This is a genomic window from Vibrio sp. V15_P4S5T153 (genome assembly GCF_963874485.1).
Classification (GTDB): Bacteria; Pseudomonadota; Gammaproteobacteria; order Enterobacterales; family Vibrionaceae; genus Vibrio; species Vibrio anguillarum.
Window position 1 is genome coordinate 378289 of the sequence record NZ_CAWNHR010000019.1, and the last position, 24289, is coordinate 402577.

At 45.8% G+C, this 24289-nt stretch carries 28 protein-coding genes; 17 read left to right on the plus strand and 11 right to left on the minus strand.

The genetic code is table 11. The features are described from left to right. The first annotated feature begins 182 nt into the window (after window positions 1-182). From cytR to rraA, 6 genes are all read left to right on the plus strand, one after another. Window positions 183-1190, plus strand: a complete 1008-nt coding sequence (cytR, locus tag AACT42_RS20285) for a DNA-binding transcriptional regulator CytR (RefSeq protein ID WP_013855849.1) — start codon at window positions 183-185, stop codon at window positions 1188-1190. 102 nt (window positions 1191-1292) lie between these two features. Beyond that, entirely contained in the window at window positions 1293-1835 is a 543-nt protein-coding gene (locus tag AACT42_RS20290; RefSeq protein WP_010318347.1) for an SPOR domain-containing protein, read from the plus strand. A 120-nt stretch (window positions 1836-1955) separates the two neighbouring features. Then, window positions 1956-2522, plus strand: a complete 567-nt coding sequence (gene hslV, locus AACT42_RS20295) for an ATP-dependent protease subunit HslV (RefSeq protein WP_094132149.1) — start codon at window positions 1956-1958, stop codon at window positions 2520-2522. A gap of 35 nt (window positions 2523-2557) precedes the next feature. Then, window positions 2558-3889, plus strand: a complete 1332-nt coding sequence (gene hslU / locus AACT42_RS20300) for an HslU--HslV peptidase ATPase subunit (protein WP_013855851.1) — start codon at window positions 2558-2560, stop codon at window positions 3887-3889. A 122-nt stretch (window positions 3890-4011) separates the two neighbouring features. Beyond that, on the plus strand, window positions 4012-4929 hold the full coding sequence (locus AACT42_RS20305) for a 1,4-dihydroxy-2-naphthoate polyprenyltransferase (RefSeq protein WP_017043197.1): 918 nt from the start codon (window positions 4012-4014) through the stop codon (window positions 4927-4929). A 76-nt stretch (window positions 4930-5005) separates the two neighbouring features. Beyond that, complete coding sequence (rraA, locus tag AACT42_RS20310; protein ID WP_026027418.1) at window positions 5006-5527, plus strand: ribonuclease E activity regulator RraA; 522 nt, start codon at window positions 5006-5008, stop codon at window positions 5525-5527. A gap of 105 nt (window positions 5528-5632) precedes the next feature. On the opposite strand, the gene AACT42_RS20315 is transcribed toward rraA, so the two are convergent. Both AACT42_RS20315 and tpiA read right to left on the minus strand, forming a co-directional pair. Further along, window positions 5633-6970 carry an MATE family efflux transporter gene (locus tag AACT42_RS20315; protein WP_094132150.1) on the minus strand — a complete coding sequence of 446 codons (1338 nt, stop codon included), beginning with the start codon at window positions 6968-6970 and terminating at the stop codon, window positions 5633-5635. A gap of 147 nt (window positions 6971-7117) precedes the next feature. After that, complete coding sequence (gene tpiA, locus AACT42_RS20320; RefSeq protein ID WP_026027419.1) at window positions 7118-7891, minus strand: triose-phosphate isomerase; 774 nt, start codon at window positions 7889-7891, stop codon at window positions 7118-7120. A 292-nt stretch (window positions 7892-8183) separates the two neighbouring features. Here tpiA and AACT42_RS20325 point away from each other — a divergent pair, with 292 nt between their 5' ends. After that, entirely contained in the window at window positions 8184-8531 is a 348-nt protein-coding gene (locus tag AACT42_RS20325; protein ID WP_017043199.1) for a 5-carboxymethyl-2-hydroxymuconate Delta-isomerase, read from the plus strand. A 17-nt stretch (window positions 8532-8548) separates the two neighbouring features. Further along, on the plus strand, window positions 8549-8974 hold the full coding sequence (locus tag AACT42_RS20330; RefSeq protein ID WP_029190043.1) for a DUF805 domain-containing protein: 426 nt from the start codon (window positions 8549-8551) through the stop codon (window positions 8972-8974). 76 nt (window positions 8975-9050) lie between these two features. Here the strand turns inward: AACT42_RS20330 and AACT42_RS20335 are convergent, their stop codons facing one another. Then, complete coding sequence (locus AACT42_RS20335; RefSeq protein ID WP_013855858.1) at window positions 9051-9389, minus strand: DUF3135 domain-containing protein; 339 nt, start codon at window positions 9387-9389, stop codon at window positions 9051-9053. A gap of 116 nt (window positions 9390-9505) precedes the next feature. Next, the gene (locus AACT42_RS20340; protein WP_013855859.1) at window positions 9506-10123 is read right to left on the minus strand and encodes a helix-turn-helix transcriptional regulator; all 618 of its coding nucleotides are present in this window, start codon (window positions 10121-10123) and stop codon (window positions 9506-9508) included. Between the two features lie 252 nt (window positions 10124-10375). On the opposite strand from AACT42_RS20340, the gene AACT42_RS20345 reads away from it, so the two are divergent. The 3 genes from AACT42_RS20345 to AACT42_RS20355 all read left to right on the plus strand — a co-directional run bounded on the left by AACT42_RS20345 (window position 10376) and on the right by AACT42_RS20355 (window position 13118). Further along, window positions 10376-10666, plus strand: a complete 291-nt coding sequence (locus AACT42_RS20345) for a co-chaperone GroES (RefSeq protein ID WP_010317634.1) — start codon at window positions 10376-10378, stop codon at window positions 10664-10666. Window positions 10667-10735: 69 nt separating this feature from the next. After that, a complete protein-coding gene (groL, locus tag AACT42_RS20350; RefSeq protein ID WP_013855861.1) occupies window positions 10736-12370 on the plus strand; it encodes a chaperonin GroEL in 1635 nt (544 codons plus the stop codon). Between the two features lie 190 nt (window positions 12371-12560). After that, complete coding sequence (locus tag AACT42_RS20355) at window positions 12561-13118, plus strand: VC2662 family protein (protein ID WP_094132151.1); 558 nt, start codon at window positions 12561-12563, stop codon at window positions 13116-13118. A 50-nt stretch (window positions 13119-13168) separates the two neighbouring features. Here the strand turns inward: AACT42_RS20355 and AACT42_RS20360 are convergent, their stop codons facing one another. Both AACT42_RS20360 and epmB read right to left on the minus strand, forming a co-directional pair. Continuing rightward, the gene (locus tag AACT42_RS20360; protein ID WP_013855863.1) at window positions 13169-13642 is read right to left on the minus strand and encodes an MgtC/SapB family protein; all 474 of its coding nucleotides are present in this window, start codon (window positions 13640-13642) and stop codon (window positions 13169-13171) included. A gap of 72 nt (window positions 13643-13714) precedes the next feature. Further along, a complete protein-coding gene (gene epmB, locus AACT42_RS20365) occupies window positions 13715-14737 on the minus strand; it encodes an EF-P beta-lysylation protein EpmB (RefSeq protein ID WP_017047264.1) in 1023 nt (340 codons plus the stop codon). A gap of 33 nt (window positions 14738-14770) precedes the next feature. Between epmB and efp the strand changes: the two genes are divergently transcribed. Further along, window positions 14771-15337 (plus strand): elongation factor P, encoded by a 567-nt coding sequence (efp, locus tag AACT42_RS20370; protein WP_017043203.1) that lies wholly within the window; start codon window positions 14771-14773, stop codon window positions 15335-15337. Window positions 15338-15461: 124 nt separating this feature from the next. On the opposite strand, the gene frdD is transcribed toward efp, so the two are convergent. The 4 genes from frdD to frdA are packed head-to-tail and all read right to left on the minus strand — an operon-like array spanning window position 15462 to window position 18810. Beyond that, window positions 15462-15839 carry a fumarate reductase subunit FrdD gene (gene frdD, locus AACT42_RS20375; protein ID WP_010317640.1) on the minus strand — a complete coding sequence of 126 codons (378 nt, stop codon included), beginning with the start codon at window positions 15837-15839 and terminating at the stop codon, window positions 15462-15464. Between the two features lie 12 nt (window positions 15840-15851). Then, window positions 15852-16235, minus strand: a complete 384-nt coding sequence (gene frdC / locus AACT42_RS20380) for a fumarate reductase subunit FrdC (protein WP_017043204.1) — start codon at window positions 16233-16235, stop codon at window positions 15852-15854. Window positions 16236-16237: 2 nt separating this feature from the next. Beyond that, window positions 16238-16996, minus strand: a complete 759-nt coding sequence (locus tag AACT42_RS20385; protein WP_013855867.1) for a succinate dehydrogenase/fumarate reductase iron-sulfur subunit — start codon at window positions 16994-16996, stop codon at window positions 16238-16240. Continuing rightward, entirely contained in the window at window positions 16996-18810 is a 1815-nt protein-coding gene (gene frdA, locus AACT42_RS20390) for a fumarate reductase (quinol) flavoprotein subunit (RefSeq protein WP_013855868.1), read from the minus strand. Before frdA ends, AACT42_RS20385 begins: the two co-directional genes overlap by 1 nt. Window positions 18811-19054: 244 nt before the next feature. On the opposite strand from frdA, the gene epmA reads away from it, so the two are divergent. The 5 genes from epmA to cysE all read left to right on the plus strand — a co-directional run bounded on the left by epmA (window position 19055) and on the right by cysE (window position 23403). Next, complete coding sequence (gene epmA, locus AACT42_RS20395) at window positions 19055-20029, plus strand: elongation factor P--(R)-beta-lysine ligase (protein WP_081245079.1); 975 nt, start codon at window positions 19055-19057, stop codon at window positions 20027-20029. A 156-nt stretch (window positions 20030-20185) separates the two neighbouring features. Then, a complete protein-coding gene (locus tag AACT42_RS20400; protein ID WP_010317649.1) occupies window positions 20186-20620 on the plus strand; it encodes a rhodanese-like domain-containing protein in 435 nt (144 codons plus the stop codon). A 167-nt stretch (window positions 20621-20787) separates the two neighbouring features. Continuing rightward, window positions 20788-21255, plus strand: coding sequence for a protein-export chaperone SecB (gene secB, locus AACT42_RS20405; RefSeq protein ID WP_013855870.1), 468 nt, complete (start codon window positions 20788-20790; stop codon window positions 21253-21255). A gap of 181 nt (window positions 21256-21436) precedes the next feature. Beyond that, window positions 21437-22495, plus strand: coding sequence for an NAD(P)H-dependent glycerol-3-phosphate dehydrogenase (gpsA, locus tag AACT42_RS20410; RefSeq protein ID WP_017043209.1), 1059 nt, complete (start codon window positions 21437-21439; stop codon window positions 22493-22495). Between the two features lie 86 nt (window positions 22496-22581). Beyond that, a complete protein-coding gene (gene cysE, locus AACT42_RS20415; protein ID WP_010317654.1) occupies window positions 22582-23403 on the plus strand; it encodes a serine O-acetyltransferase in 822 nt (273 codons plus the stop codon). Window positions 23404-23465: 62 nt separating this feature from the next. On the opposite strand, the gene AACT42_RS20420 is transcribed toward cysE, so the two are convergent. Further along, the gene (locus AACT42_RS20420; RefSeq protein ID WP_010317655.1) at window positions 23466-24005 is read right to left on the minus strand and encodes a PadR family transcriptional regulator; all 540 of its coding nucleotides are present in this window, start codon (window positions 24003-24005) and stop codon (window positions 23466-23468) included. Window positions 24006-24289 lie beyond the last annotated feature (284 nt).

The window sequence follows — 24289 nt, forward strand, 5'->3', positions numbered from 1 at the left end:
ATGTAAAATTTGTTAATCTGACCGTAACTTTCTGGGTGGAAATGAATAGACTATCACTCATATATCCGCTGTGAATAACAGCTCAGCGTTCAAAATGGATAACCAGATTTCACAACCGGATTTTATAAACATAACAACGGGTGATTTCAGCCCAGTAACAACTTTTAAAGAGGTTAATTTCTATGGCGACAATGAAGGATGTTGCCCAGCTTGCAGGTGTATCAACCGCCACAGTATCTAGGGCGTTGATGAACCCTGAAAAAGTATCATCTTCAACGCGAAAGCGTGTCGAAGATGCTGTTTTGGAAGCTGGTTACTCACCAAATTCTCTCGCTCGTAACTTACGCCGTAATGAATCTAAAACCATTGTCGCTATCGTGCCTGATATTTGTGACCCTTACTTCACAGAGATCATTCGTGGTATCGAAGATGCGGCGATGGAACATGGTTATTTAGTACTGTTGGGTGATAGTGGTCAGCAGAAAAAGCGAGAAAGTTCGTTAGTTAACCTCGTATTTACTAAGCAGGCCGATGGCATGTTGTTGCTGGGAACTGATTTGCCGTTTGATGTTAGTAAGCCGGAGCAAAAAAACCTGCCACCTATGGTCATGGCATGTGAATTTGCGCCAGAACTTGAGTTGCCGACGGTACATATTGATAACCTCACTTCAGCGTTTGAAGCGGTGAACTATTTGACGCAGCTCGGGCACAAACGCATCGCGCAAATATCGGGGCCAGCAGAGGCCACGCTGTGTAAGTTCCGCCATCAAGGTTATCAACAAGCTTTACGCCGCGCAGGAATTACCATGAACCCTAATTATTGCACTTATGGTGATTTTACTTTTGAAGCTGGGGCTAAAGCACTGCGCCAATTATTGGCGTTATCTGAGCCACCCACAGCCATTTTTAGTCATAATGACAGTATGGCGATCGGTGTCATTAAGGAAGCCAAAAAATTGGGTTTGCGCGTTCCACAAGATATTTCAGTGGTGGGATTTGATGATATTCAATTTGCGCTCTACTGCGATCCACCGTTAACGACCATCTCACAGCCGCGCTATGAGATAGGGCGTCAAGCGATGCTCATGATGCTCGATCTTCTTCGCGGTCAAGAGGTTGGCGCAGGTTCTCGACTATTAGAAACCAAGTTAGTGATTCGAGAAAGCGCAGCGCCTCCTCGTTTGAACTAACCACACGCAGCGCATTTTTGATGCGCTGCAACTCTTTCAACACTATTAAGTCGTTGGAAACTGCATTAACATTGGCACAAACCATCAACTTTTGAATTCTCTGTGGCTAATAAAGATTATGTAAGGCGCGGTCGTAGTCCGAAAAAGCCGACCCCGAAAAAAACAGCTCCACGTCGTAAACCTTGGCGTAGTGGCTTATTGGCACTGTTGCTCGTTTCCGGTTTTGGTTATGGGCTGTTCTTACTCAGCCGTGATCCTGAGCCGCCTCAAGCGGTTGTGGTTCCTACAAAACCAGTCGCAAAACCTAAGCCAGAGAAAGTGATCCCACCGCCCCCAGAGGAAAAATGGGATTACGTGGATAGCTTGCCGAAACGTGAAGTAGAAGTGGTAGCCAAAGAACAAAAAGTGTCTGAAATCCCTTACATTATGCAGTGTGGGGCATACAAGACTTCGTCGCAGGCTGAAAGCCGTAAACTCGATATCGCGTTTCAGGGTTTAAAAAGTGAAATCCGAAAAACGGAAGGCAGCAGTTGGTATCGCGTGGTATTAGGGCCATACAAATATAAGCGTGATGCGCAGCGTGACGAGCATAAATTACAACGCGCTAAAATTGAGCCGTGCGCCATTTGGACTGAACCACAATAAGAGCGATCACTCACCGCATTCAATCGATTCGCGGTGAGTGTTTTTTGTGACTTGAAATCTTCCCCAACCATCCTCATATATTTGCTAACTCCATCGTGAAAACAAATAAGAGGTCCTGTCGTGACTACCATCGTCTCTGTACGTCGTAATAATAAAGTTGTCATCGCCGGTGACGGACAAGTATCGCTCGGTAATACAGTAATGAAAGGCAACGCGCGCAAGGTTCGCCGTCTGTACAATAATCAAGTCTTGGCAGGGTTTGCAGGTGGCACAGCCGATGCGTTTACCTTGTTTGAGCGCTTTGAAAGTAAGCTGCAAATGCATCAAGGTCATCTTACTAAGGCCGCGGTTGAACTGGCAAAAGATTGGCGTAGTGACCGAGCACTGCGTAAGCTAGAAGCGATTTTAGCGGTGGCTGATGAAACGGCATCGCTCATTATTACGGGCAATGGTGACGTCGTTCAACCAGAAAACGACCTGATTGCTATCGGTTCGGGCGGTAATTTTGCCCAAGCTGCGGCGACCGCATTATTAGAAAATACCGATTTAGATGCACGTGAAATCGCTGAAAAAGCACTGAAAATTGCCGGCGACATTTGCGTGTTTACCAACCATTTCCACACTGTCGAAGAACTAGAAATACCGGCGGAATTGCTACTGCAACAAACAGTGACCACCGAAAAATAAAGACAGTGTTAGGGTAAAGAATTAAGGAAAATCTGATGTCTGAAATGACTCCACGTGAAATTGTTCACGAATTAAATCGCCATATTATTGGTCAAGATAAAGCCAAACGTTCGGTGGCGATTGCGCTGCGTAACCGCTGGCGTCGCATGCAGCTCGAAGAGAGCTTGCGCGCCGAAGTAACGCCAAAAAACATTTTGATGATTGGTCCAACTGGGGTGGGAAAAACGGAAATTGCTCGTCGTCTCGCCAAGCTTGCCAACGCACCATTTATTAAAGTGGAAGCGACCAAATTTACCGAAGTGGGTTATGTTGGTAAAGAAGTGGAAACCATTATTCGCGATTTAACCGATGTCGCGGTAAAAATGACTCACCAGCAAGCGATGGAAAAAGTGCAATTTCGCGCGCAAGAGCAAGCAGAAGAGCGTATTTTAGATGCTTTATTGCCGCCAGCTCGTGATGCTTGGGGAGAGAATGAAAAGGGCGAAGAGAGCTCGAACACTCGCCAAATCTTCCGTAAAAAGTTGCGTGAAGGAAAGCTCGACGACAAAGAGATTGAAATCAATGTCGCTGTCCCTCAAATGGGGGTTGAAATTATGGCACCTCCGGGCATGGAAGAGATGACCAATCAGTTGCAAGGTTTGTTTCAGAACCTTGCAGGGGATACCAAGAAAAAACGCAAACTCAAAATCAAAGAGGCCTTCAAAGCTTTGACTGAGGAAGAAGCGGCAAAATTGGTCAATCAGGAAGAGCTGAAAGATCAAGCTATTTTTAATGTTGAAAATAACGGTATTGTCTTCATCGATGAGATTGACAAAATCTGTAAACGTGGCGAAAGCTCAGGTCCAGATGTGTCGCGTGAAGGGGTACAACGTGATTTGCTACCTTTGATTGAGGGTAGTACCGTCTCGACTAAGCACGGCATGGTTAAAACTGATCATATCCTCTTTATTACGTCGGGTGCATTCCAAGTGGCGAAGCCCTCTGATTTAATCCCCGAATTGCAAGGCCGCTTGCCGATTCGCGTCGAACTTGAAGCATTATCGAGCCATGACTTTAAACGTATTTTGACTGAGCCGAAAGCCTCTCTGACCGAGCAGTATATTGCGCTGATGAAGACGGAAGAGGTGCATATTGAATTCACTGAAGATGGCATCACTCAAATTGCGGAAGCCGCGTGGAAAGTGAATGAAACCACGGAAAATATCGGTGCACGTCGCCTGCATACCGTGATGGAGCGTTTGATGGATGAAATCTCATTTGATGCAACAGAAAAACCGGGCTCCTCAATGATTATCGATGCCGCCTACGTCAAGCAGCGCCTAGGTGAGTTAGTCGAGAATGAAGATTTGAGCCGCTTTATTCTTTAGCGGGTCGAATGGTCAGTACACTGTTTGTAGCCCGTCCAAAGTGACGGGCTTTTTATTGCCGTGTTATACTCGCCAGCAGAACAGTATATACTGACCCCTTTTTTGAACGGCAGTGACCTTGCATGAAGAATTCGCTCCATATCTGGCTTGATGCGGCCAGGCCTAAAACGCTCCCTCTCGCGCTAGTTTCTATTTTAACGGGCAGCGCGTTAGCTTTCTCATCGGGCCATTTTTCGTTGCCAGTAGCGCTGCTTGCTCTGCTTACCGCAACTTTATTACAAATCTTATCCAACCTTGCAAATGATTATGGTGATGCGGTCAAGGGCACGGATAATGAGGCTCGCTTAGGGCCAATCAGAGCGATTCAATCCGGTGCGGTGACGCTCGATGATATGAAGCAAGCGATGCTGATTAACATCACATTGACGGTTATCTCGGGTTTGGTGTTGATTTTTTATGCACTGGATAGCGTGCAAAGTATTCTGGCTTTTGTCGGGCTAGGCGTGCTCGCTATTGTGGCTGCGATTGCTTACACAGTCGGTAACAAACCCTACGGCTATGTCGGCTTAGGTGATTTATCCGTATTCATTTTCTTTGGTTTACTTGGGGTGTCCGGAACCTATTTCTTGCATACCGGCCATGTGGAACCGAGCCTGTTCTTACCCGCGTTAGGCTGTGGCTTATTGGCGGTCGCTGTGCTCAATGTCAACAATATGCGTGATATTGAAAATGATGCAGTTTGCGGTAAAAAAACCGTTGCCGTACGTCTTGGGCAAACGCGCGCCAAGCAATATCACTTTATGCTATTGGCGGGTGCGGTGATCGCTTTTGCTTGGTATTTAGTGATGCAAAGCAGCCCAACGTGGATAAGTTTGCCCTTTTTGTTGAGCATTGTGGTAGTGGTAAAACACAGCAAAGCGGTGTGGGTGAGTGATCAACCTGCGCAGATAGCACCTATGATGCCCGCTATCGTCAAATGTTCACTGATCACCAACTTGTTGTTTGTTGGAATTGTTATAGCTCAAACTCTGACGAGTTAATTGTCGCTTGTCATTGCAATGACTTAATGACCCTATATACTCGGTGAAGATAATTTTCGGCAAGAGAAGAACCATTATGGAATACAACACCTCTGCGTTATGTGATATTTATCTCGACCAAGTCGATGTGGTGGAGCCAATGTTTAGTAACTTTGGTGGAAGCGCATCCTTTGCTGGCCAGCTTACGACGATTAAATGTTTTGAAGATAATGGCTTAATCCGTGAAGTATTAGAGCAAGATGGGCTAGGACGGGTGCTGTTAATTGATGGTGGTGGTTCACTGCGCCGTGCGCTGATTGATGCAGAATTGGCCGCTCTTGCTGAAGAAAATGAGTGGGAAGGCATCGTTGTTTACGGTTGTGTCCGCGAAGTGGATGAACTCGAAGAGATGAGCATCGGCATTCAAGCGCTCGCCTCTATTCCTGTTGGAGCATCCAATCAAGGTATCGGTGAAGTGGATGTTCCTGTCAATTTTGGTGGCGTCACTTTCCTACCTGAAGATTATTTATACGCTGATAATACGGGTATTATTTTATCTCCTGAGCCTTTAAATGTGGATATGGACTTAGATGATGACCTTGACGAGATTGAAGAGTAGTTTCTCGCGCTGAAAGGCGATGTTTCTAAGTGATAAAGCCAGCGTGAATGCTGGCTTTTTTATATTTAGTTCACCACGACGTGCTCAACCAGATAAATGGTAGCATTAGCGAAACAGGTAAGTTCGTTTTAGACGCAGGGCGTAGTAATAACCCAGCAGCCCACCTAAGGTATTGCCTGCGGCAATACCGATAAACAGCCCTTCGACATCATAGAGATACGAACCTAACCACGCGGCAGGAAGAGTGAACACAAATAGCCGCATCACGCTCCACTGAAAGGCGCGCATGGGTTGATGCAATGCATTCAATCCAGAGACAAGCATCATCACAATGCCTTGAAAGCCATAGCTCAGTGGCACCACCAGCAAATAGTGCCACAATAGATCGCGCACCGAGGGCTCTTGAGAAAATAGGGCTGACAAAGGGATGCTCAGCGGTACCATCATCGCAAAAATCATCAATTGGAATACGATAGAAAAACGCATGCTGAGGAACAGGCCAGCAAAGCTACGCTCGATATTTTTTGCGCCGATGTTTTGTGCCATAAAGGGAGTCAGTGCTGAGGTTAGTGACATCAAGACCAAAATGAGTATCGACTCAATACGCTGCGCGGCGCCGTAAGCGGCTACTGCATCCGTGCCATGACTGGCCAGCATCATCATTAATAGCGCGCCAGAGAGTGGATTCATTGCATTGGAGAGTGCCGCTGGTGTGCCCACTTTTAAGATCTGCTGCCAATCATGCCATAAAGTAGGAAAATACGGCCATGCCAATAATTTTTCTCTTTTGATTAAGACATATAGCGATCCACACAGTGCGCCTAACCAACTGAATGCACTGGCAATAGCAGCACCTTGGATTCCTAATTCAGCGAAAGGGCCATAACCAAAAATCAGCAGCGGATCGAGCAGACCGTTAATACAACCTGCGAGCATCATAATTTTAGCCGGTGTTTTGGTGTCACCCGTGGCTCGAATTGCGCTGTTACCAGCCATGGGAATAACGAGCAAAGGAATGGTCAAATACCAAACCTGCATGTATTGCTCAATCAAAGGGATTAAATCGTCAGTGGCACCAAGCAGTAGGAAGAGTGGCTTAATGGTCAGTAAACCCAGAATTGAAGCAAATGTCACCAGCACCACAGCCAGTAACACGCCGTGACTGGAAAAACGCGCTGCATTTTTAGCGTCACCTTGACCGAGTAAGCGGCCAATACTCGTCGAAAGTCCAATACCAATTCCCATGGTGATGCAGTTAACCGCAAAGGTGACGGGAAAGGTAAAACTGATGGCGGCAAGAGATTCGGTGCCCAGCAGTGAGATAAAAAAGGTGTCGACCAAGTTAAACATCAAAATCGCGATCAAACCAAAAATCATTGGGATCGTCATTTGACTGAGCACATTTGGAATTGGGGCGGTTAATAGGCCGTGTTTATCGTGCATTACTGGCAACGTAGGTTAAGCAAAACGTTAGGATACTTGATTCTGGCGATCGCGACTATAGCTGCTGGGATGGGAAGTGTGACGCGAGTGAAGAAACAAAAAAGGCCAGCAAATGCTGACCTTCTTAACGATAATTAGTGTGAATAATTACGCTTTTTTCGCTTCAGCTGCTGCTTTTGCGATAGCTGCAAAGCTTTTCGCATCAAGTGCCGCGCCGCCAACTAGAGCACCATCAATGTCTGGTTGTGCGAAGTAAGCTGCTGCGTTTTCAGGTTTTACAGAACCGCCGTATTGGATAACGACATTCTTCGCGACTGCTTCTGATTTTGCAGCAATGTGCGCGCGAATAGCGGCGTGAATACGTTGAGCATCATCTGCTGTTGCTGCTTTACCTGTGCCGATCGCCCAGATTGGTTCGTAAGCGATGATCGCACCTTCTAGCGCTTCAACACCTTGAGTGTTGATCACAGCGTCAAGTTGACGTGCACATACGGCTACTGTTTCGCCAGCTTCGTTTTGTGCTTCAGATTCGCCGATACAAAGTACTGGTGTTAGGCCATTTTCTTTTAGGAATGCAAATTTTTGCGCCACAAATTCATCGGATTCATTGTGGTATTCACGACGCTCAGAGTGACCAATGATGATGTGTGTTGCACCGAATTCTTTCAGCATTGCTGGAGACATATCGCCAGTGAATGCGCCACTGTTGTGTACGTCGCTGTTTTGGGCACCCAGAATGATCGCGCTACCCGCATCGGTCAGAGTGCGCTCTGCTAGGTCAATAAAAAGTGCAGGTGGAGCAACGGCTACGTCAACACCCGTTACGCCTTCAAGCTCTGCATTCAGACCATTTAGCAGCTCAACAACCATCTCTTTGCTGCCGTTTAGTTTCCAGTTACCCATAACTACAGGATGACGCATAGGAATATCTCCATTATCTATCAAAGTTAAAATGAATGAATGTCAAAAATAAACGTGATTGCGAAAGAATATAACAGATAAAATCGGTCAGATCATGATTCGAGTCATGACTTTATGGGATCTTAAGCAATGCGTGACACCCCTTATCAGTGATCAGATAGACAGAATAGTCGATAATGGCTCGGATTTTACGAGATTAATTGCTATTAGTGGCTGTTAAAAGAAAAGCTAGTGATACCAATAAGGCTCACCAGTGTTGAAATTTGATCATGAATGAAGAAAAGGAATTCGTATGCCCAACCTTGTTATGGAATACTCGAACTCTGTGGATGAACGTGTGAATGTTCAAGGGTTATTGGAAGATCTTCACCAAGTCGCACTTCGCTGCGGATTATTTGACGCTGACTCAGTGAAATCACGGGCGCTACGCTGCCACCATTGGTGCATTGGTGAGGAGGGCGACAGTGTTGATTTTATTCACCTCAGCTTTGATTTACTGTCAGGGCGAACACCTGAACAAAAAAGAGAGTTGTCACGTCAATTAATGGCGGTATTGCAACAGCAAGCTAGTCAAGTCAGGAGTCTGACCGTGAATGTGCGTGATATGGATAAAGATTGCTTCCAAAAGGTTGTAAATTAACCATTTTAGGTAACAAGATGTCAATTAAAGAACTGCTATTTTCATTTCAAGGACGCATCGGGCGCAAAGTATTTTGGATGTGGAATCTCTGTTATTACGCGTCCATTATGGGCTTCGCACTCGCTGCAAACCAAATGTTTCCTGCCTATACGCACCTGATCTTGCCGCTGTTTTTGCTAGTGGTGTTACTGCCTGATTTGGCCATCACGGTAAAACGTTGGCATGACAGAGATAAGTCTGCTTGGTGGTTATTGCTTAATGTCCCTTTGGTGATAGGCCGTATGAGTATGCCTTTTGCCAGTGCCGAGATTGCCACTCAAGCCAGTATGACAGAGTCATTGGTATCGCTGGTCGCACTGGTTTGTGGCTCATGGATTTTAGTCGAATGTGGTTTTATGAAGGGAACGCAAAGCCGCAACCGCTACGGACCTGAACCAGAGTAAACTTGATAGAAAAAAATTGATGAAACAACAGGAGGCCAATGCCTCCTGTTGTTTTAAAAAGCTTCAAATAGCGAGGTTAACGCCAGTCGCTGTGGCGCGGCACAAATGGAATGATGGTCGCGCTCGGTTGAGTGCGCGCCGATTCGCCATCTAAGGCATTTCTAAATTTCATCATCTGTTCGCCGAGCTCACGCATCAGCATAACATTAGCATGGACAGGGTTTTTGCATTGGCTCACCACCAAGTCAATGTGACTTTGCTGAGCCCATAACCTGTCTTGCATGTTGTTGGAAGAGGAGAGGATCATCTCTTCACAGATATCTTTTTTCAGTTGCGTAAAGGCATCTGGATTATGTTTGGCAAGTTCAACCAACTCATCAAAAGAAGGTAAGGCCTGTTTTTGAGGGGGCTCCATATCTTTCTCCTTTACACTATTTCTCTGTTGATTATTTTATCAACACAATGAAAGCATAACCGATCAATAAGGTAGGAGTTGGAACGAAATCGCCATTTCTTACTAATGAGACGATCTTAGCGTGGTGTGATTTGATAACGGCAGCGACGCTCACCCATAATGATGTGTTCGCTCCGTTCAACTACATACTGCTCACCGATCAACGTTTGGAAAATATTAAGTTCAGATTGGCACAGGTTAGGGCAGCGTGCCGCAGCTTTACAGATAGGGCAATGGTTCTCAATTAAAGTGTAACCGTTCGTTGATGGTATGAGCTCTGCCATATAGCCTTCTTGCTCACGAAGCGTCACTAGCTTAGCTAGTTTTTCTTCTAAACTGTGGCAATCAATTAATGCGTGTTGATACTGTGCTAATGTGTGAGCTTCACGCTCTGCCGCCACTTTGGCTAGTCCTTCTTTACCAAAAAGGTGCTCAACAGCATCAATCACTTGGATGATCAACTCGCCATGCCGATCAGCAAATTGGTCGTGGCCTTGTTGTGTCAAAGACCAGTGTCGAGTAGGGCGTCCGACTTTTACTTTGACATCATGAAACGCCACAATGCCATCATCTTCCAAACTTTGTAGGTGCTGGCGAGCCCCCATGGTGGTAATTCCTAGGTCGTCGGCCAGTCGTTTAGCGGTTACCGCTCCATCGCGTTTGATGGTTTGAAGTATTCGGTCAATGGTTTTCATCGCATTCCTCTGTTTGCCTTATCTATTATGAAGAAGCAGCTTAATAAAGCAAATTATTGACTATACAGGATGAGCCGCTAGTAACTTTTGTCAGCACAGAACCAAGATTCGCTATCAATTCGTTAAATAGATCACAAAATTTTCGCTTTCCCCCCTTGGGATCCCTTGCTTGCTCCCCCACATATCACTCACGAGCTGAGTAATCAGCCTTTTCATAAACCTAACGGAAAATCTAATCAGGAGAGACGACCGATGAACATTCGTCCATTACACGACCGAGTTATCGTTGAACGCCAAGAAGTTGAATCTAAATCTGCTGGTGGCATTGTTCTAACAGGTTCCGCTGCAGAGAAATCGACTCGCGGCGTCATCTTAGCAGTAGGCAAAGGCCGAATCCTTGAAAATGGTTCGGTACAACCGCTGGATGTCAAAGTAGGTGATACGGTTATTTTTGCAGAAAGCTACGGTACTAAAACGGAAAAGATCGACGGTAAAGAAGTGCTCATTATGTCTGAAAACGACATCATGGCGATTGTCGAGTAAGCATTGAGTAATTTTTGCTCTGATTCAAAAACGATTGATTAAAACAGAATTTAGAAAAGGAAATTAAAGATGGCTGCTAAAGACGTTAAATTTGGTAACGATGCACGTATTAAAATGCTAGAAGGCGTTAATATTCTAGCCGATGCAGTAAAAGTCACCCTTGGCCCTAAAGGCCGTAACGTTGTGATAGATAAATCGTTTGGTTCACCTATTATCACCAAAGATGGTGTCACTGTTGCGCGTGAAATTGAACTGGAAGACAAATTCCAGAACATGGGTGCACAAATGGTGAAAGAAGTTGCTTCTCAAGCTAACGATGCAGCGGGTGACGGAACGACAACCGCAACGGTATTAGCGCAAGCGATCATCACTGAAGGCTTGAAAGCTGTAGCAGCAGGTATGAACCCAATGGATCTTAAGCGTGGCATCGACAAAGCTGTCGTGGCGGCGGTTGAAGCGTTGAAAGAGCTTTCAGTACCTTGTTCAGACACTAAAGCGATTGCGCAAGTGGGTACTATTTCTGCAAACTCGGATTCAAGCGTGGGTAACATCATTGCTGAAGCGATGGAAAAAGTGGGCCGAGATGGCGTTATCACTGTTGAAGAAGGCCAAGCACTGCAAGATGAACTCGATGTAGTGGAAGGTATGCAGTTTGATCGTGGTTACCTATCTCCTTACTTCATTAATAACCAAGAAGCGGGCAGTGTTGATCTAGATAGCCCATTCATCCTATTGGTTGATAAGAAAATTTCTAACATTCGCGAACTGCTTCCTGCACTTGAAGCGGTAGCAAAAGCTTCTCGTCCACTACTGATTGTGGCGGAAGATGTTGAAGGTGAAGCATTGGCGACGCTAGTTGTGAACAATATGCGTGGTATTGTAAAAGTTGCTGCCGTGAAAGCACCTGGTTTTGGTGATCGCCGTAAAGCGATGCTACAAGACATTGCTACCCTAACGGGCGGTACTGTGATTTCTGAAGAGATCGGTCTTGAGCTTGAAAAAGTGACCTTGGAAGATCTAGGCCAAGCGAAGCGCATCTCTATCACTAAAGAAAACACCACCATCATTGATGGTGCAGGTGAAGAGCAAGCCATTAAAGGTCGCGTTGCACAAATTCGTCAACAAATTGAAGACGCAACTTCAGATTACGACAAAGAAAAACTACAAGAACGCGTGGCCAAACTGGCAGGTGGCGTTGCAGTGATCAAAGTCGGTGCAACCACTGAAGTTGAAATGAAAGAGAAGAAAGATCGTGTAGAAGATGCACTGCATGCAACTCGCGCAGCCGTTGAAGAAGGCGTGGTTGCGGGTGGTGGTGTTGCACTGATCCGTGCGGCTGCTAAAGTTGCGGGCCTTGAAGGTGACAACGAAGAGCAAAACGTAGGTATTCGTGTTGCACTACGTGCGATGGAAGCACCCATTCGTCAAATCGTGAAAAACGCGGGCGAAGAGGATTCTGTTGTGGCTAACAATGTTCGCGCTGGTGAAGGTAACTATGGTTACAACGCTGCGACGGGTGAATATGGCGATATGATCGACATGGGTATTTTGGATCCAACCAAAGTGACTCGTAGTGCGCTACAGTTCGCAGCTTCAGTCGCGGGCCTCATGATCACCACAGAAGCTATGGTGACTGAGCTACCGAAGAAAGAAGCGGCAATGCCTGATATGGGCGGCATGGGCGGTATGGGAGGGATGATGTAATCATCCTCTCTCAATAAGAAACCGGAGCTTGCCTCCGGTTTTTTTTCGCATAATTAGCTCAATCCTGACGTTTGAGTGATCCGACTCTTCTAGACTTCGTCTCTTCACTGATCACAATTTGGTGATGATGTGAGTGAAATAGCGTGAACAAACCAAATATTAACGGTTTCATTGGTCAATGGAGATCTTTATGAAAAAAGTACTTTCAGCACTAGCCGTAGTGGCTGCGTTATCTTCTTCTGTTGCGATGGCTGGCACTCCAGTTATGTTTTCTTCCATCAATAACTTCAATGCGCCGGATGAAAATGCGGTATCAGGCGTTCGTGTTGCGGCTCTTTACGGTAAAGTGAATGAGGTTAAAGGCTTAGATCTCGCCGTTGTTGGATTATCTGAAACTGACTCTACGACGGGTGTAAATTTAGGTCTTTTAGGGGCATCGAAAGTCAATCAAGAGATGACCGGTGCTTCACTCGGTTTGTTAAACTGGAATACAGGGCAGACCGTGGGTGCTAACGTGGGTATAGTGAATCTGACCAACAATGTACAAGGTGCTAACGTCAGTCTAGTGAACTACTCTGAAGGTAATACCATGGTTGATGTTGGTGCAGCAAACTTCTCTGATACATCGAAAGTGCAAGTGGGTTTGTTCAACAAAACCACAAAAATTGAAGGTGTTCAGGTTGGTCTAATTAACTGTGCGGATAATGGTTTCTTTAAGTGTTTTCCTATCATCAACTTTGCTAAATAGCCGATGAATTGAAATCGAAAGAGCAGCATCAAGCTGCTCTTTTTTTCACCTTATGTACGACGACGAAAGCGTTGATGAACACCACGGCGCAAACTTTGAAAGCTATTTTCTACCTTATCCACGCCATACAACACACACAATGCCAATACCGTGATAATGATGGATTGCTGTAAGTAACCAAGACCGATCATCAATCCCAGTGATGCCAGTACCCAAATAACAGCGGCTGAGGTGACGCCATGGATTTTCCCATCTTGAGTCATCATCACGCCTGCGCCTAAAAAACCAACCCCAGTAATAATTTGTCCAAGCACGCGAGCTTGATCTAAGGTGTTAGGGGACAGTGATACGGCCATCGCTAGAAAGAGATAAGTCCCTGAGATGATTAATATTGATGTGCGAATGCCCACAGGTTTACCACGGGTTTGGCGTTCAACGCCAATCAGTAACCCATTGATAGCACAGCATAATAATGCAGACCAACTGAATGGACTAAGATCAAGAAATTGTCCGAGAGATTGCATGATGGTTTTCCCAAAAGTATGAAGGTAAGAGTTCGTTGATTGACACCGAACCGCTCTTTTGAAGTTCTGTAATTACTCAAGATGCAGATCGAGTGGCGTTTTACTGGCTCTGCCACCGATTTCTCGAGTTAGCTTAGCAACAAGATAGCCCGAGACTCGCTCAATGACACCTGCCATTATTTCTTTTGCTTTTTGATCACTAACAAAAAAGTGCGCTGCGCCTTGCACTTTATCCAGCACATGCAAGTAGTAAGGCAAAATTCCTGCATCAAATAACGTTTCGCTGAGCGCGACTTGCGCGTCAACGCTATCATTAACACCTTTTAACAATACACCTTGGTTGAGTAAGGTAACATTGATGGCGCGCAGACGACTCATCTGCTGTTTGAATTCTAGATTGATTTCATTGGCATGGTTAATGTGCGTCACCAAAATGACTTGTAAGCGAGTTTCACGCAGCAGATCACACAATGCATTGGTGATTCGAGCGGGGATCACCACGGGCAAGCGCGAGTGAATACGCAACCGTTTAATATGAGGCACGCTGCTGATTGCATCGATGAGCCAACGCAGTTCTTCATCTTTCGCCATTAACGGATCACCGCCCGATAAAATGACCTCATTGAGTTCGGGATGCGCGGCAATATAGTCGACGCTTTGCTGCCACACCTGCTTTGAGCCTTTATTCTCTTGGTAGGGGAAATGACGACGAAAGCAGTAACGGCAGTTAATTGCACAACCACCTTTGACTATCATTAGCACTCGGTTGCGGTATTTATGCAGCAATCCCGGAATGGCATTGTTTTGCTCATCAAGCGGATCATTTGAGTACCCATCATGCCATTCAAACTCTTCATTGAGTGGTAAAACTTGACGCAACAGGGGATCGTAAGGGTTTCCTTTTTCCATGCGATCAACAAAACTTTGTGGCACTCGTAGTGCGAAGAGTTTGCGTGCGGCAAACCCGTTTTGCCAAAGGGCAGGATCAATCTCTAACTGCTGGAGAAGCTCGGCAGGGTTTGAGATCGCATTCGTTAATTGTTGAAGCCAGTTTTGCTCAACAGAATCAAGTTTTCGGGTTATTATATGCGGCATTGAATTTAACTCGAAGAATGGTAAGAGGAAAAAATGGCTACTGTTAGCACGAATGAATTTAAAGGCGGTCTCAAAATTATGCTTGATAATGAGCCTTGTGTCATTCTCGAAAATGAATATGTGAAACCAGGTAAAGGCCAAGCCTTCAACCGTGTCAAAATCCGTAAACTTCTTTCTGGCAAAGTGTTGGAAAAAACATTTAAGTCAGGTGATTCAGTAGAAACGGCTGACGTAATGGATATCGATCTTGATTATCTCTATAACGACGGCGAATTCTACCACTTTATGAATAATGAAACATTCGAGCAAATTGCGGCGGATAATAAAGCGGTGGGTGAAAGCGCAAAATGGCTAGTGGAAAACAACACTTGCATGTTGACGCTTTGGAACGGTAACCCAATTGCGGTAACGCCACCAAACTTTGTTGAACTGGAAGTGGCTGAAACTGATCCGGGCTTGAAAGGTGATACGCAAGGTACGGGTGGTAAACCCGCTACGTTGGTCACTGGTGCTGTGGTACGTGTGCCACTGTTCATCTCTATCGGTGAAGTGATCAAAGTGGATACCCGCTCTGGCGAATACGTAGGTCGAGTCAAATAATCACCTAAAAGTAAGTAAGAAGGTCGCTCGGTAAGCGGCCTTTTTTATTGCTCCAAAGCTGAGTGAGTGCCGTAATAAAAAAGAGCTGCCGAGGCAGCTCTTTGATGTCATCACTTTTCTATCTTTAAATCATAAAGATAAAAACGACTGCGAGCGCGGAAATCAGCCCAGCAAACGCATAACAAGCGATTTTACCCACTAAACCGGTGTGGAATTTTAGGTCATGCATACCGTGATGGACACGGTGCATGGCATGCCACATCGGTAAGGCTAATGTGCCAATGATAAACAGTGCGCCGATGATGCTAGTCGCAAAACTCGAAACGCGTTCATAACTCATTGCTTCAGCATCGATAATGCCTAATGGTGCTAAAATACCCAACACGAGAATGGTGATCGGGGTAATCATCGCAAACCATGTTCCACCAGCACCAAACAGCCCCCACCAGATAGGTTCATCAGAACGTTTTGGCGTGCGATTTACCTTATAATTGTTGTTCATGACTATAAGCTCCTACACCACGATGAGAACAATCAGTGAGATAAACGCAACCGCTGCCCACTGAGTTAAGACGATGATTTTCTTGTCGATTAGCTTACCTTTCAAGCGGATTGGCATCACTTGCGGCATCATGCTAAAGAAGGTTTGTGCATGCAGCAAACTCCCCGCCAACGCGACAATATTGATTGCGACCACAATTGGGTTTGCCATAAAGCTTAGCCAGCCTTCCCATGCTTCAGGGCCTTTAACCAAGCAGCCCAAGCCAAAGGTAAGGAATAAGGTAAAGAATATCAGTGGCAGTACCGTGGCTTCACGCAACATGTAGAAGCGGTAGAATGGGTGATCTTTCCACCAAGTACGTGTCATTTCACGAACGTAAGGTTTACGGTTACTCATTCTTATCCCTCCACTTTCTTTGGTGAACCATCAGGTTTCAGCATGGCAATCACGAAGTCCATTGAAGACTCAACTTTGCCTTGGTTTACTGCTGCTGCTGGATCAACGTGTTTTGGACACACTTCAGAGCAGTAACCAACAAAGGTACAACCCCAAGCACCGTTATCACCATTGATAAGCTTCATACGCTCGGCTTTACCATGGTCACGGCTATCTAAGTTGTAGCGGTGAGCAAGGGTTAATGCTGCGGGGCCAATAAACTCAGGGTTCAAACCGAACTGAGGGCAGGCCGCGTAGCAAAGACCGCAGTTAATACAACCAGCAAATTGTTTGTATTTGGCCATTTGCTCTGGCGTTTGTAAGTTGGTGCCATCTTCAGGTTTACGATCGTTGCCAATGATGTAGGGTTTAATGGCTTCAAGACGCTCGATAAACGAAGTCATATCCACGATCAAATCTTTTTCAATTGGGAAGTTGGCTAAAGGTTCAATTTTCACGCCATTAGGGTAATCGCGCAGGAAGCTTTTACAAGCCAATTTAGGTACGCCATTGACCATCACACCACATGAACCGCAGATCGCCATACGGCAAGACCAGCGATAAGAGAGATCCTTATCGAGGTTATCTTTGATGTAGCCAATCGCGTCGAGCACTGACATGGTGTCATCAAAAGGAACTTCAAATGCTTGCAGGTGTGGCTTAGCATCTTTTTCTGGGTCGTAGCGCAAAATGTCTACTTTTTGAATGCGATTTGCTGACATTATTTTTGCTCCTCTGCGCTTTTCTCTTCTGCCGCTTTTTCCGCAGCGGCAGCCTGTTCTGCCGCTTCACCATAGAGACGAGCTTTCGGCTGAGATTTCGTGATCTTAACCGCGCTGTAGTCGATACTTGGAGCGGCATCAGGTTGATAGAAAGCTAAAGAGTGCTTGAGGTAGTTCACATCATCACGCTCAGTACAACCTTCGTCTAAACGCTGATGCGCACCGCGAGATTCTTTACGCAAGATAGCTGAGTGAACCATAGCTTCAGCCACTTCAAGGCCATAACCGACTTCGATAGCGTACAGAAGGTCGGTGTTGAACACTTTGCCTTTATCTTTAATGCTAATGTTCTTATAGCGTGCTTTTAGCTCGGTGATTTTATCAATCGTCGCTTGCATTAAATCTTCTTGGCGGTAGATACCACAACCCGCTTCCATGGTGTGACCCATCTCAGTACGAATAGTGGCCCAGTTTTCATCACCTTCTTGGTTCATTAACGCTGCAATACGCTCTTCTACGGCTTTGACTTGTTTGGCGATAGATTCATCGTTCCAACCTTTGAATTCCGCTGCGCGTTTCACTGCACTTTCGCCGGCAACGCGGCCAAAGACCACAAATTCAGCTAACGAGTTAGAACCCAAACGGTTTGCACCATGCAAGCCAACCGAGGCACATTCGCCGACAGCAAACAGACCTTTGATGCGCGTTTCACATTGTCCATCCGTTTCGATACCACCCATGGTGTAGTGTACGGTTGGACGAATTGGGATCGGCTCTTTTGCTGGATCAACGTTGACGTAAGCTTTCGCCAATTCGCAGATAAACGGCAAACGCTCTTGTAAGTACTCTTCACCGAGGTGGCGAAGATCAAGCAGCACCACATCACCAAGCGGATGTTTGATGGTGTTGCCTTTCTGTTGTTCATGCCAGAAAGCTTGAGAAACTTTGTCGCGAGGACCGAGTTCCATGTATTTGTTTTTAGGCTGACCCACTGGAGTTTCTGGGCCCATACCGTAATCTTGCAGATAACGATAGCCATTTTTATTGACGATGATACCACCTTCACCGCGGCAGCCTTCCGTCATCAAAATACCCGTGCCAGGTAGGCCAGTTGGGTGGTATTGCACGAACTCCATATCGCGTAGAGGGACGCCATGACGATAAGCCATCGCCATACCATCGCCGGTTACAATGCCGCCGTTGGTGTTGCAGTGGTACACACGGCCGGCGCCACCAGTGGCTAATACCACAGATTTTGCTTTGATGGTTACTAGCTCACCTTCGGACATATGAATCGCGATAAGCCCTTGAACTTCGCCATCTTCAACAAGTAGATCCACCACGAAATACTCATCAAATCGATTGATTTGTGGGTACTTCATTGAAGTTTGGAAGAGGGTGTGCAGCATGTGGAAGCCTGTTTTGTCAGCCGCAAACCAAGTACGCTCGACTTTCATGCCACCAAAACGGCGTACGTTGACTTCGCCATTTTCTTTACGGCTCCATGGGCAACCCCACTGTTCCATTTGCACCATCTCGCGGGTCGAGTTGGCCACAAAATATTCAACAACATCCTGTTCACATAGCCAATCTCCACCACCAACGGTATCGTTGAAGTGGTTGTCAAGGCTATCTTCTTCCTTGATAACTGCTGCTGAGCCTCCTTCCGCTGCAACCGTATGAGATCGCATAGGATAAACTTTAGAAATCAGAGCAACTTCTAAATCAGGGTTTGCTTCAGCGGCTGCAATTGCAGTGCGAAGACCAGCGCCGCCTGCGCCGATGACTGCGATATCTGTGGTGATAATTTGCACAGTTATCCTCCGGTGTGTGATGCGGAAAATCCGCTTGTTATAGTTAAAGGTTCGTAAGCCTTAAGTGGTACGGGTAGTGTAGAAGAGCTGGGTAAGGAAAAAATTGATTCTGTTAGGTTTTTGCTTCGGAAGTGCAAGCGCGAGCATACTTATTTTTCTTTGTGTGATAATAATCACGTTAGAATTTGGAATTGCGCTTTAAGTCAGTAAAATTCATATCATCCAAACTTATGTGTGCCAGAACATGAATAGAAAAAACTGGATGCCAACCGCATCAATATCACAACTCAAACAGCGTGCTCAGTTACTCAAGCAGATCCGCCATTTCTTTGAACTACGAGATGTATTGGAAGTCGATACACCAGCCATGAGTCATGCCACGGTAACCGACATTCATTTGCAAACCTTCCAAACCCAATTTGTTGGTCCAGGATATGCTGATGGCCGTCAACTCTATTTAATGACCAGCCCAGAGTTTCATATGAAACGACTTTTGGCAGCGGGGAGTGGTTCGATTTATCAGATCAATAAAGCGTTTCGCAACGAGGAAAATGGCCGCTATCACAACCCAGAATTTACGATGTTAGAGTGGTATCGGGTTGGTTTTACTCACCATGATTTAATGGATGAGATGGATCAATTGCTGCAACTTATTTTGCAGTGTGGAGCGGCGCAGAAGATGAGCTACCAACAAGCATTTTTGCAGGTACTTGGGGTTTGTCCGTTAGAAGGCTCAATGGACGAGTTAAAAGCGGCTGCGAGCCGATTAGGTCTAAGTGACATTGCTGAGCCAGAAGAGGATAGAGATACCTTACTGCAACTGCTATTTAGTGTCGGTGTTGAGGCGGAAATTGGTCAACAGGTACCAGTTTTTGTTTACGATTTTCCTGCATCACAAGCGGCGCTAGCTAAGATTAACCCGCAAGATCATCGTGTTGCGGATCGCTTTGAGGCCTACTTCAAAGGGATTGAACTTGCGAATGGTTTTCATGAGCTGGACAACCCACAAGAGCAACTGGCTCGTTTTGAAGCGGATAACCAAAAGCGTAAAACGATGGGGTTGGTCGAGCAGCCGATTGATTACCACTTGATAGCAGCGTTAGAGGCTGGCTTGCCTGAATGTTCAGGAGTGGCGCTTGGTATTGATCGCTTGATTATGCTGGCGTTAGGCCAAGATCATATTGATAACGTGACGGCTTTTCCTTTTCCGATAGCTTAAGCTTTTAAGCTGATGTGGATTGCGCGCTTGTAGTGCGATGAGCGCGCTGAAAAACGGCAACAGTTTCTTATTATGCAATGTAAGCCCTCGCGTCTGGCTGACAACCTCGTTATACTCCTTGTCTGATTTTAAGCCCACATTGCAAGAGCACAGAATATGCAAGAGTACATCGAATTTTTCCAACACAATATGATTCTATCTTTGGCATGGGTAGGTATTCTCGTCGCCTTAATCATGAGCATCGTGAAATCAACCACGGCAGCCTATAAAGAGATCACCGCTTCACAAACGACGCTTTTAATGAATCGTGAAAACGGTGTTGTTGTCGATATCCGCACGAAAGATGAATTTAAAAAAGGCCATATTACCGATGCGGTTCACATTTTACCGTCAGATATTAAATCCGGTAACTTGGCTAGCCTTGAAAAGCACAAGTCTGACCCAATCATTGTGGTATGTAAAACGGGTCAAACCGCGCAAGAGAGTGCCAACCTGCTTGCTAAAGCTGGGTTTGAAAATGTGAATTTACTGAAAAATGGTCTTGTAGCGTGGAATGAAGCGAACTTGCCATTGGTTCGTGGCAATAAATAATTCACTGATCGCAGTTATCTTGAACTGAGTGTGCTGGCTGAAAAGCCAGCATTTGATGCTAAGAGTTGTGATGTTTTCCACGTAATCGTGAGCTCATCTAGTCATTCGAAATCAGCTCGGTTAGTCTAAAAGCAACACTGAATTTGTAAGTATTTAAGGATTTAATCATGGCTGAAGCCGCACAACAAACAGCACAACAAAATTTCGCAATTCAACGTATCTTTCTAAAAGATGTCTCTTTTGAAGCGCCAAACTCACCTGTTATGTTCCAAAAAGAGTGGAATCCAGATGTGAAGTTGGATCTTGACACTCAAAGTCGTGATCTGGGTGAAGGTGTGTATGAAGTCGTATTACGCCTAACGGTGACAGTGAAAAACGCGGAAGAAATCGCGTTCTTATGCGAAGTGCAACAAGGTGGTATTTTTACTGCTGAAAAAATGGAAGCGGGTCAACTTGCTCATTGTTTAGGTGCATTCTGCCCGAACATTCTGTTCCCATATGCACGTGAAACGATTTCTAGCTTAGTTGTTAAAGGGACATTCCCACAACTTAACCTTGCACCAGTGAACTTTGATGCATTGTTTATGAACTACCTACAACAACAAGCGACTCAAGGCGAGCAAGCAGAAGCTTAATTGTTAATGACGTGAGATCATTAACGTTGGCGTTCCACGTCAGACTTTGATGATAAAAAATGCACAAAGCATCCCAGATAATGATGGTGCGTTGTGCATTTTTTGTTTATTTCGAATGCCAATACCTCCGTTCCTTGTTACTCCGTATTGAAAGCTGTATCGGAAGGAATTTAGGTATAACATGACAACACGAATAGCAATGGACGAAACAATGACAGATCCTAACAGTATTTACGGTAAAGCGATCACCATGACAGTAGTTGGTGCGGGTTCTTACGGCACATCTCTGGCGATTTCTTTAGCACGTAACGGTGCTAATGTTGTCCTTTGGGGACACGATGCTAAGCATATGGCTCGTCTTGATGCTGATCGTGCTAACCAAGAATTTTTACCCGGTATTGATTTTCCCGATTCGCTGATTGTGGAAACCGATTTGAAAAAAGCGGTACAAGCGAGCCGCGATTTGTTGGTTGTCGTTCCGAGCCACGTATTTGGCCTTGTTATGAACAGTTTAAAGCCTCACTTGCGTGATGATTCCCGTATTTGTTGGGCAACCAAAGGGCTTGAACCTGAAACGGGGCGGTTACTGATGGATGTGGCCTATGACACCATTGGCGAACGCTATTCATTGGCGGTGTTATCTGGGCCGACTTTTGCTAAAGAGCTGGCGATGGGAATGCCTACCGCAATTTCTGTTGCCTCGCCTGACGCGCAGTTTGTCGAAGATCTGCAAGGCAAAATTCACTGCAGCAAAACTTTCCGCGTTTACGCCAATAGTGATTTTATTGGCATGCAGCTAGGTGGTGCGGTGAAAAACGTGATTGCAATTGGCGCTGGCATGTCCGATGGGATTGGCTTTGGTGCGAATGCGCGTACTGCATTGATTACGCGCGGTCTGGCCGAAATGTGCCGTTTAGGTGCGGCGTTAGGTGCTCAGCCAGAAACTTTTATGGGGATGGCTGGATTGGGTGACTTAGTGCTCACTTGTACCGATAACCAATCACGTAACCGTCGCTTTGGTTTGGCGTTGGGACAAGGAAAAGATGTGGACACGGCGCAGCAAGAAATTGGCCAAGTGGTTGAAGGTTATCGCAACACCAAAGAGGTGTGGTTATTAGCGGCGCGCATGGAGGTTGAAATGCCAATAGTTGATCAAATCTATCAAGTGCTGTATCAAGGAAAAGATGCGCGTGTTGCAGCACAAGATTTGCTGGCTCGTGATAAAAAAGCAGAACGCTAATTCATTGCTCATGATTAGGCACAAAGCCTATTAGCAATCTACATTGACGCTCTAGAGATTGGATGAGGAAGGGTGATCAACCAACGATGAAACATTGCGAAAAACTCAAAGTGTGGCAAGCCATAGTCAAAGAGGCGCGCGAGCAGTCAGAACAAGAACCGATGCTGGCCAGTTTTTATCATGCCACTATTATTAAGCATGATAGTTTAAGCTCGGCCTTGAGCTACATTCTTGCCAATAAGCTGAATACGGCCTCAATGCCAGCGATGGCGGTGCGTGAAGTGGTCGAAGAGGCATTTGCCGCAGACCCCAGCATTATGGAAGCGGCGGCGTGTGACATCTGCGCGACTGTCAATCGTGACCCCGCGGTATCTATGTTTTCAATGCCTCTACTTTATCTCAAGGGCTACCATGCCTTACAAGGCTATCGCGTCGCGAACTGGTTATGGAAGCAAGGTCGAGTGGCGTTGGCTACCTATTTTCAAAACCAAATCTCGGTAGCTTGCCAAGTGGACATCCATCCTGCTGCACGTATTGGTCGCGGCATCATGCTTGACCATGCTACGGGCATTGTGATCGGTGAAACCGCGGTGGTGGAGAATGATGTCTCTATTTTACAAGATGTAACGCTAGGCGGAACGGGTAAAGAGTGCGGCGATCGCCACCCGAAAATTCGTGAAGGCGTGATGATTGGCGCGGGTGCCAAAATTCTCGGTAATATTGAAGTGGGCGAAGGGGCGAAAATTGGTTCTTGTTCGGTGGTATTGCAAGCGGTGCCTCCGCACACTACCGTCGCTGGAGTGCCAGCCAAAATTGTCGGTCGTCCGCAAACCGATAAGCCTTCGTTAGATATGGACCAACAATTTAATGGCCGTTCTCAAAGTTTCATTGCCGGTGATGGTATTTGATTTGGTCGCGGAAAACAAAAAGGGTGATGCTCACAGAGCATCACCCTTTTTTATGGTTGGCATTAAGCCATTGCATCGAGTTCAGCAAGCACCTCTTCAGCCCAATCAACCCACGCTTGGCGAACCAGTAGGTTGCGGCGTAGTGTTAGACGCTCAAGGCGCTGTAGCTTATCGAGGGTAGCTGGTGTTGCATAGTACGCAGACTCAATCTCTTTGTAGTGAGCAACCAGTTTTTTCGATTCTTCAACCAATTCACCCAGTTGAATTCGGTAAGGTGTTGCTGGTTGTACCGCGCAAGCGATCAATTTAGCGCTAAATTCATCACGTACGGTTGGGTGAGCTGTAGGTTGGTCAAACCATTCACCTAAAGCGCTGCGACCTGCATCGGTGATGGAGTAAACTTTACGATCTGGCTTGCCATCTTGCGGTTCTAATACACAAGTGACTAGGCCTTGTTGACCCATTTTATTCAGTTCGCGGTAAACTTGTTGGTGGCTGGCTTTCCAAAAATAGCCAATGCTTGAAGAGAACTCTTTTGTGATGTCGTACCCTGTGGCATCGCGAGTGCTCAAAACAGTGAGGATAACGTGTGGTAATGACATGTCTTTAATCCAAATGGTTAATAAACTCAAAAACAACTTGCTCAAACTCGTGTTGTGCTTCTGATGGCATCAATCATGAATGAGTTTAAGCAACACCCACCGTTCTATTGACGGAGTGGGTTGTGTCACCTTAAAAAGCCGTTTATCACCTAGGATTATATGCGTGACGCATATCGACCTGCGATTTGTTATGTTTGTATGCTACCGCAGAGGAGCAGTAGTATATCTAAATAATAAGCATAAAGTAGAATACTTTGTTAGTTTAGCTTAAAAAACTGATAATA

What these genes read in the sequence shown, in the direction of transcription:
- frdC (WP_017043204.1), bottom strand. Translation starts at nt 16,235, where the DNA reads ATGAGTAACCGTAAACCTTACGTTCGTGAAATGACACGTACTTGGTGG.
- AACT42_RS20360 (WP_013855863.1), bottom strand. Translation starts at nt 13,642, where the DNA reads ATGCAATCTCTCGGACAATTTCTTGATCTTAGTCCATTCAGTTGGTCT.
- AACT42_RS20400 (WP_010317649.1), top strand. Translation starts at nt 20,186, where the DNA reads ATGCAAGAGTACATCGAATTTTTCCAACACAATATGATTCTATCTTTG.
- AACT42_RS20345 (WP_010317634.1), top strand. Translation starts at nt 10,376, where the DNA reads ATGAACATTCGTCCATTACACGACCGAGTTATCGTTGAACGCCAAGAA.
- AACT42_RS20315 (WP_094132150.1), bottom strand. Translation starts at nt 6,970, where the DNA reads ATGCACGATAAACACGGCCTATTAACCGCCCCAATTCCAAATGTGCTC.
- cysE (WP_010317654.1), top strand. Translation starts at nt 22,582, where the DNA reads ATGAAACATTGCGAAAAACTCAAAGTGTGGCAAGCCATAGTCAAAGAG.
- epmA (WP_081245079.1), top strand. Translation starts at nt 19,055, where the DNA reads ATGAATAGAAAAAACTGGATGCCAACCGCATCAATATCACAACTCAAA.
- AACT42_RS20335 (WP_013855858.1), bottom strand. Translation starts at nt 9,389, where the DNA reads ATGGAGCCCCCTCAAAAACAGGCCTTACCTTCTTTTGATGAGTTGGTT.
- tpiA (WP_026027419.1), bottom strand. Translation starts at nt 7,891, where the DNA reads ATGCGTCATCCTGTAGTTATGGGTAACTGGAAACTAAACGGCAGCAAA.
- hslU (WP_013855851.1), top strand. Translation starts at nt 2,558, where the DNA reads ATGTCTGAAATGACTCCACGTGAAATTGTTCACGAATTAAATCGCCAT.
- AACT42_RS20420 (WP_010317655.1), bottom strand. Translation starts at nt 24,005, where the DNA reads ATGTCATTACCACACGTTATCCTCACTGTTTTGAGCACTCGCGATGCC.
- AACT42_RS20355 (WP_094132151.1), top strand. Translation starts at nt 12,561, where the DNA reads ATGAAAAAAGTACTTTCAGCACTAGCCGTAGTGGCTGCGTTATCTTCT.
- frdD (WP_010317640.1), bottom strand. Translation starts at nt 15,839, where the DNA reads ATGAACAACAATTATAAGGTAAATCGCACGCCAAAACGTTCTGATGAA.
- gpsA (WP_017043209.1), top strand. Translation starts at nt 21,437, where the DNA reads ATGACAACACGAATAGCAATGGACGAAACAATGACAGATCCTAACAGT.
- groL (WP_013855861.1), top strand. Translation starts at nt 10,736, where the DNA reads ATGGCTGCTAAAGACGTTAAATTTGGTAACGATGCACGTATTAAAATG.
- AACT42_RS20325 (WP_017043199.1), top strand. Translation starts at nt 8,184, where the DNA reads ATGCCCAACCTTGTTATGGAATACTCGAACTCTGTGGATGAACGTGTG.
- epmB (WP_017047264.1), bottom strand. Translation starts at nt 14,737, where the DNA reads ATGCCGCATATAATAACCCGAAAACTTGATTCTGTTGAGCAAAACTGG.
- efp (WP_017043203.1), top strand. Translation starts at nt 14,771, where the DNA reads ATGGCTACTGTTAGCACGAATGAATTTAAAGGCGGTCTCAAAATTATG.
- cytR (WP_013855849.1), top strand. Translation starts at nt 183, where the DNA reads ATGGCGACAATGAAGGATGTTGCCCAGCTTGCAGGTGTATCAACCGCC.
- AACT42_RS20340 (WP_013855859.1), bottom strand. Translation starts at nt 10,123, where the DNA reads ATGAAAACCATTGACCGAATACTTCAAACCATCAAACGCGATGGAGCG.
- AACT42_RS20385 (WP_013855867.1), bottom strand. Translation starts at nt 16,996, where the DNA reads ATGTCAGCAAATCGCATTCAAAAAGTAGACATTTTGCGCTACGACCCA.
- AACT42_RS20330 (WP_029190043.1), top strand. Translation starts at nt 8,549, where the DNA reads ATGTCAATTAAAGAACTGCTATTTTCATTTCAAGGACGCATCGGGCGC.
- rraA (WP_026027418.1), top strand. Translation starts at nt 5,006, where the DNA reads ATGGAATACAACACCTCTGCGTTATGTGATATTTATCTCGACCAAGTC.
- AACT42_RS20305 (WP_017043197.1), top strand. Translation starts at nt 4,012, where the DNA reads ATGAAGAATTCGCTCCATATCTGGCTTGATGCGGCCAGGCCTAAAACG.
- secB (WP_013855870.1), top strand. Translation starts at nt 20,788, where the DNA reads ATGGCTGAAGCCGCACAACAAACAGCACAACAAAATTTCGCAATTCAA.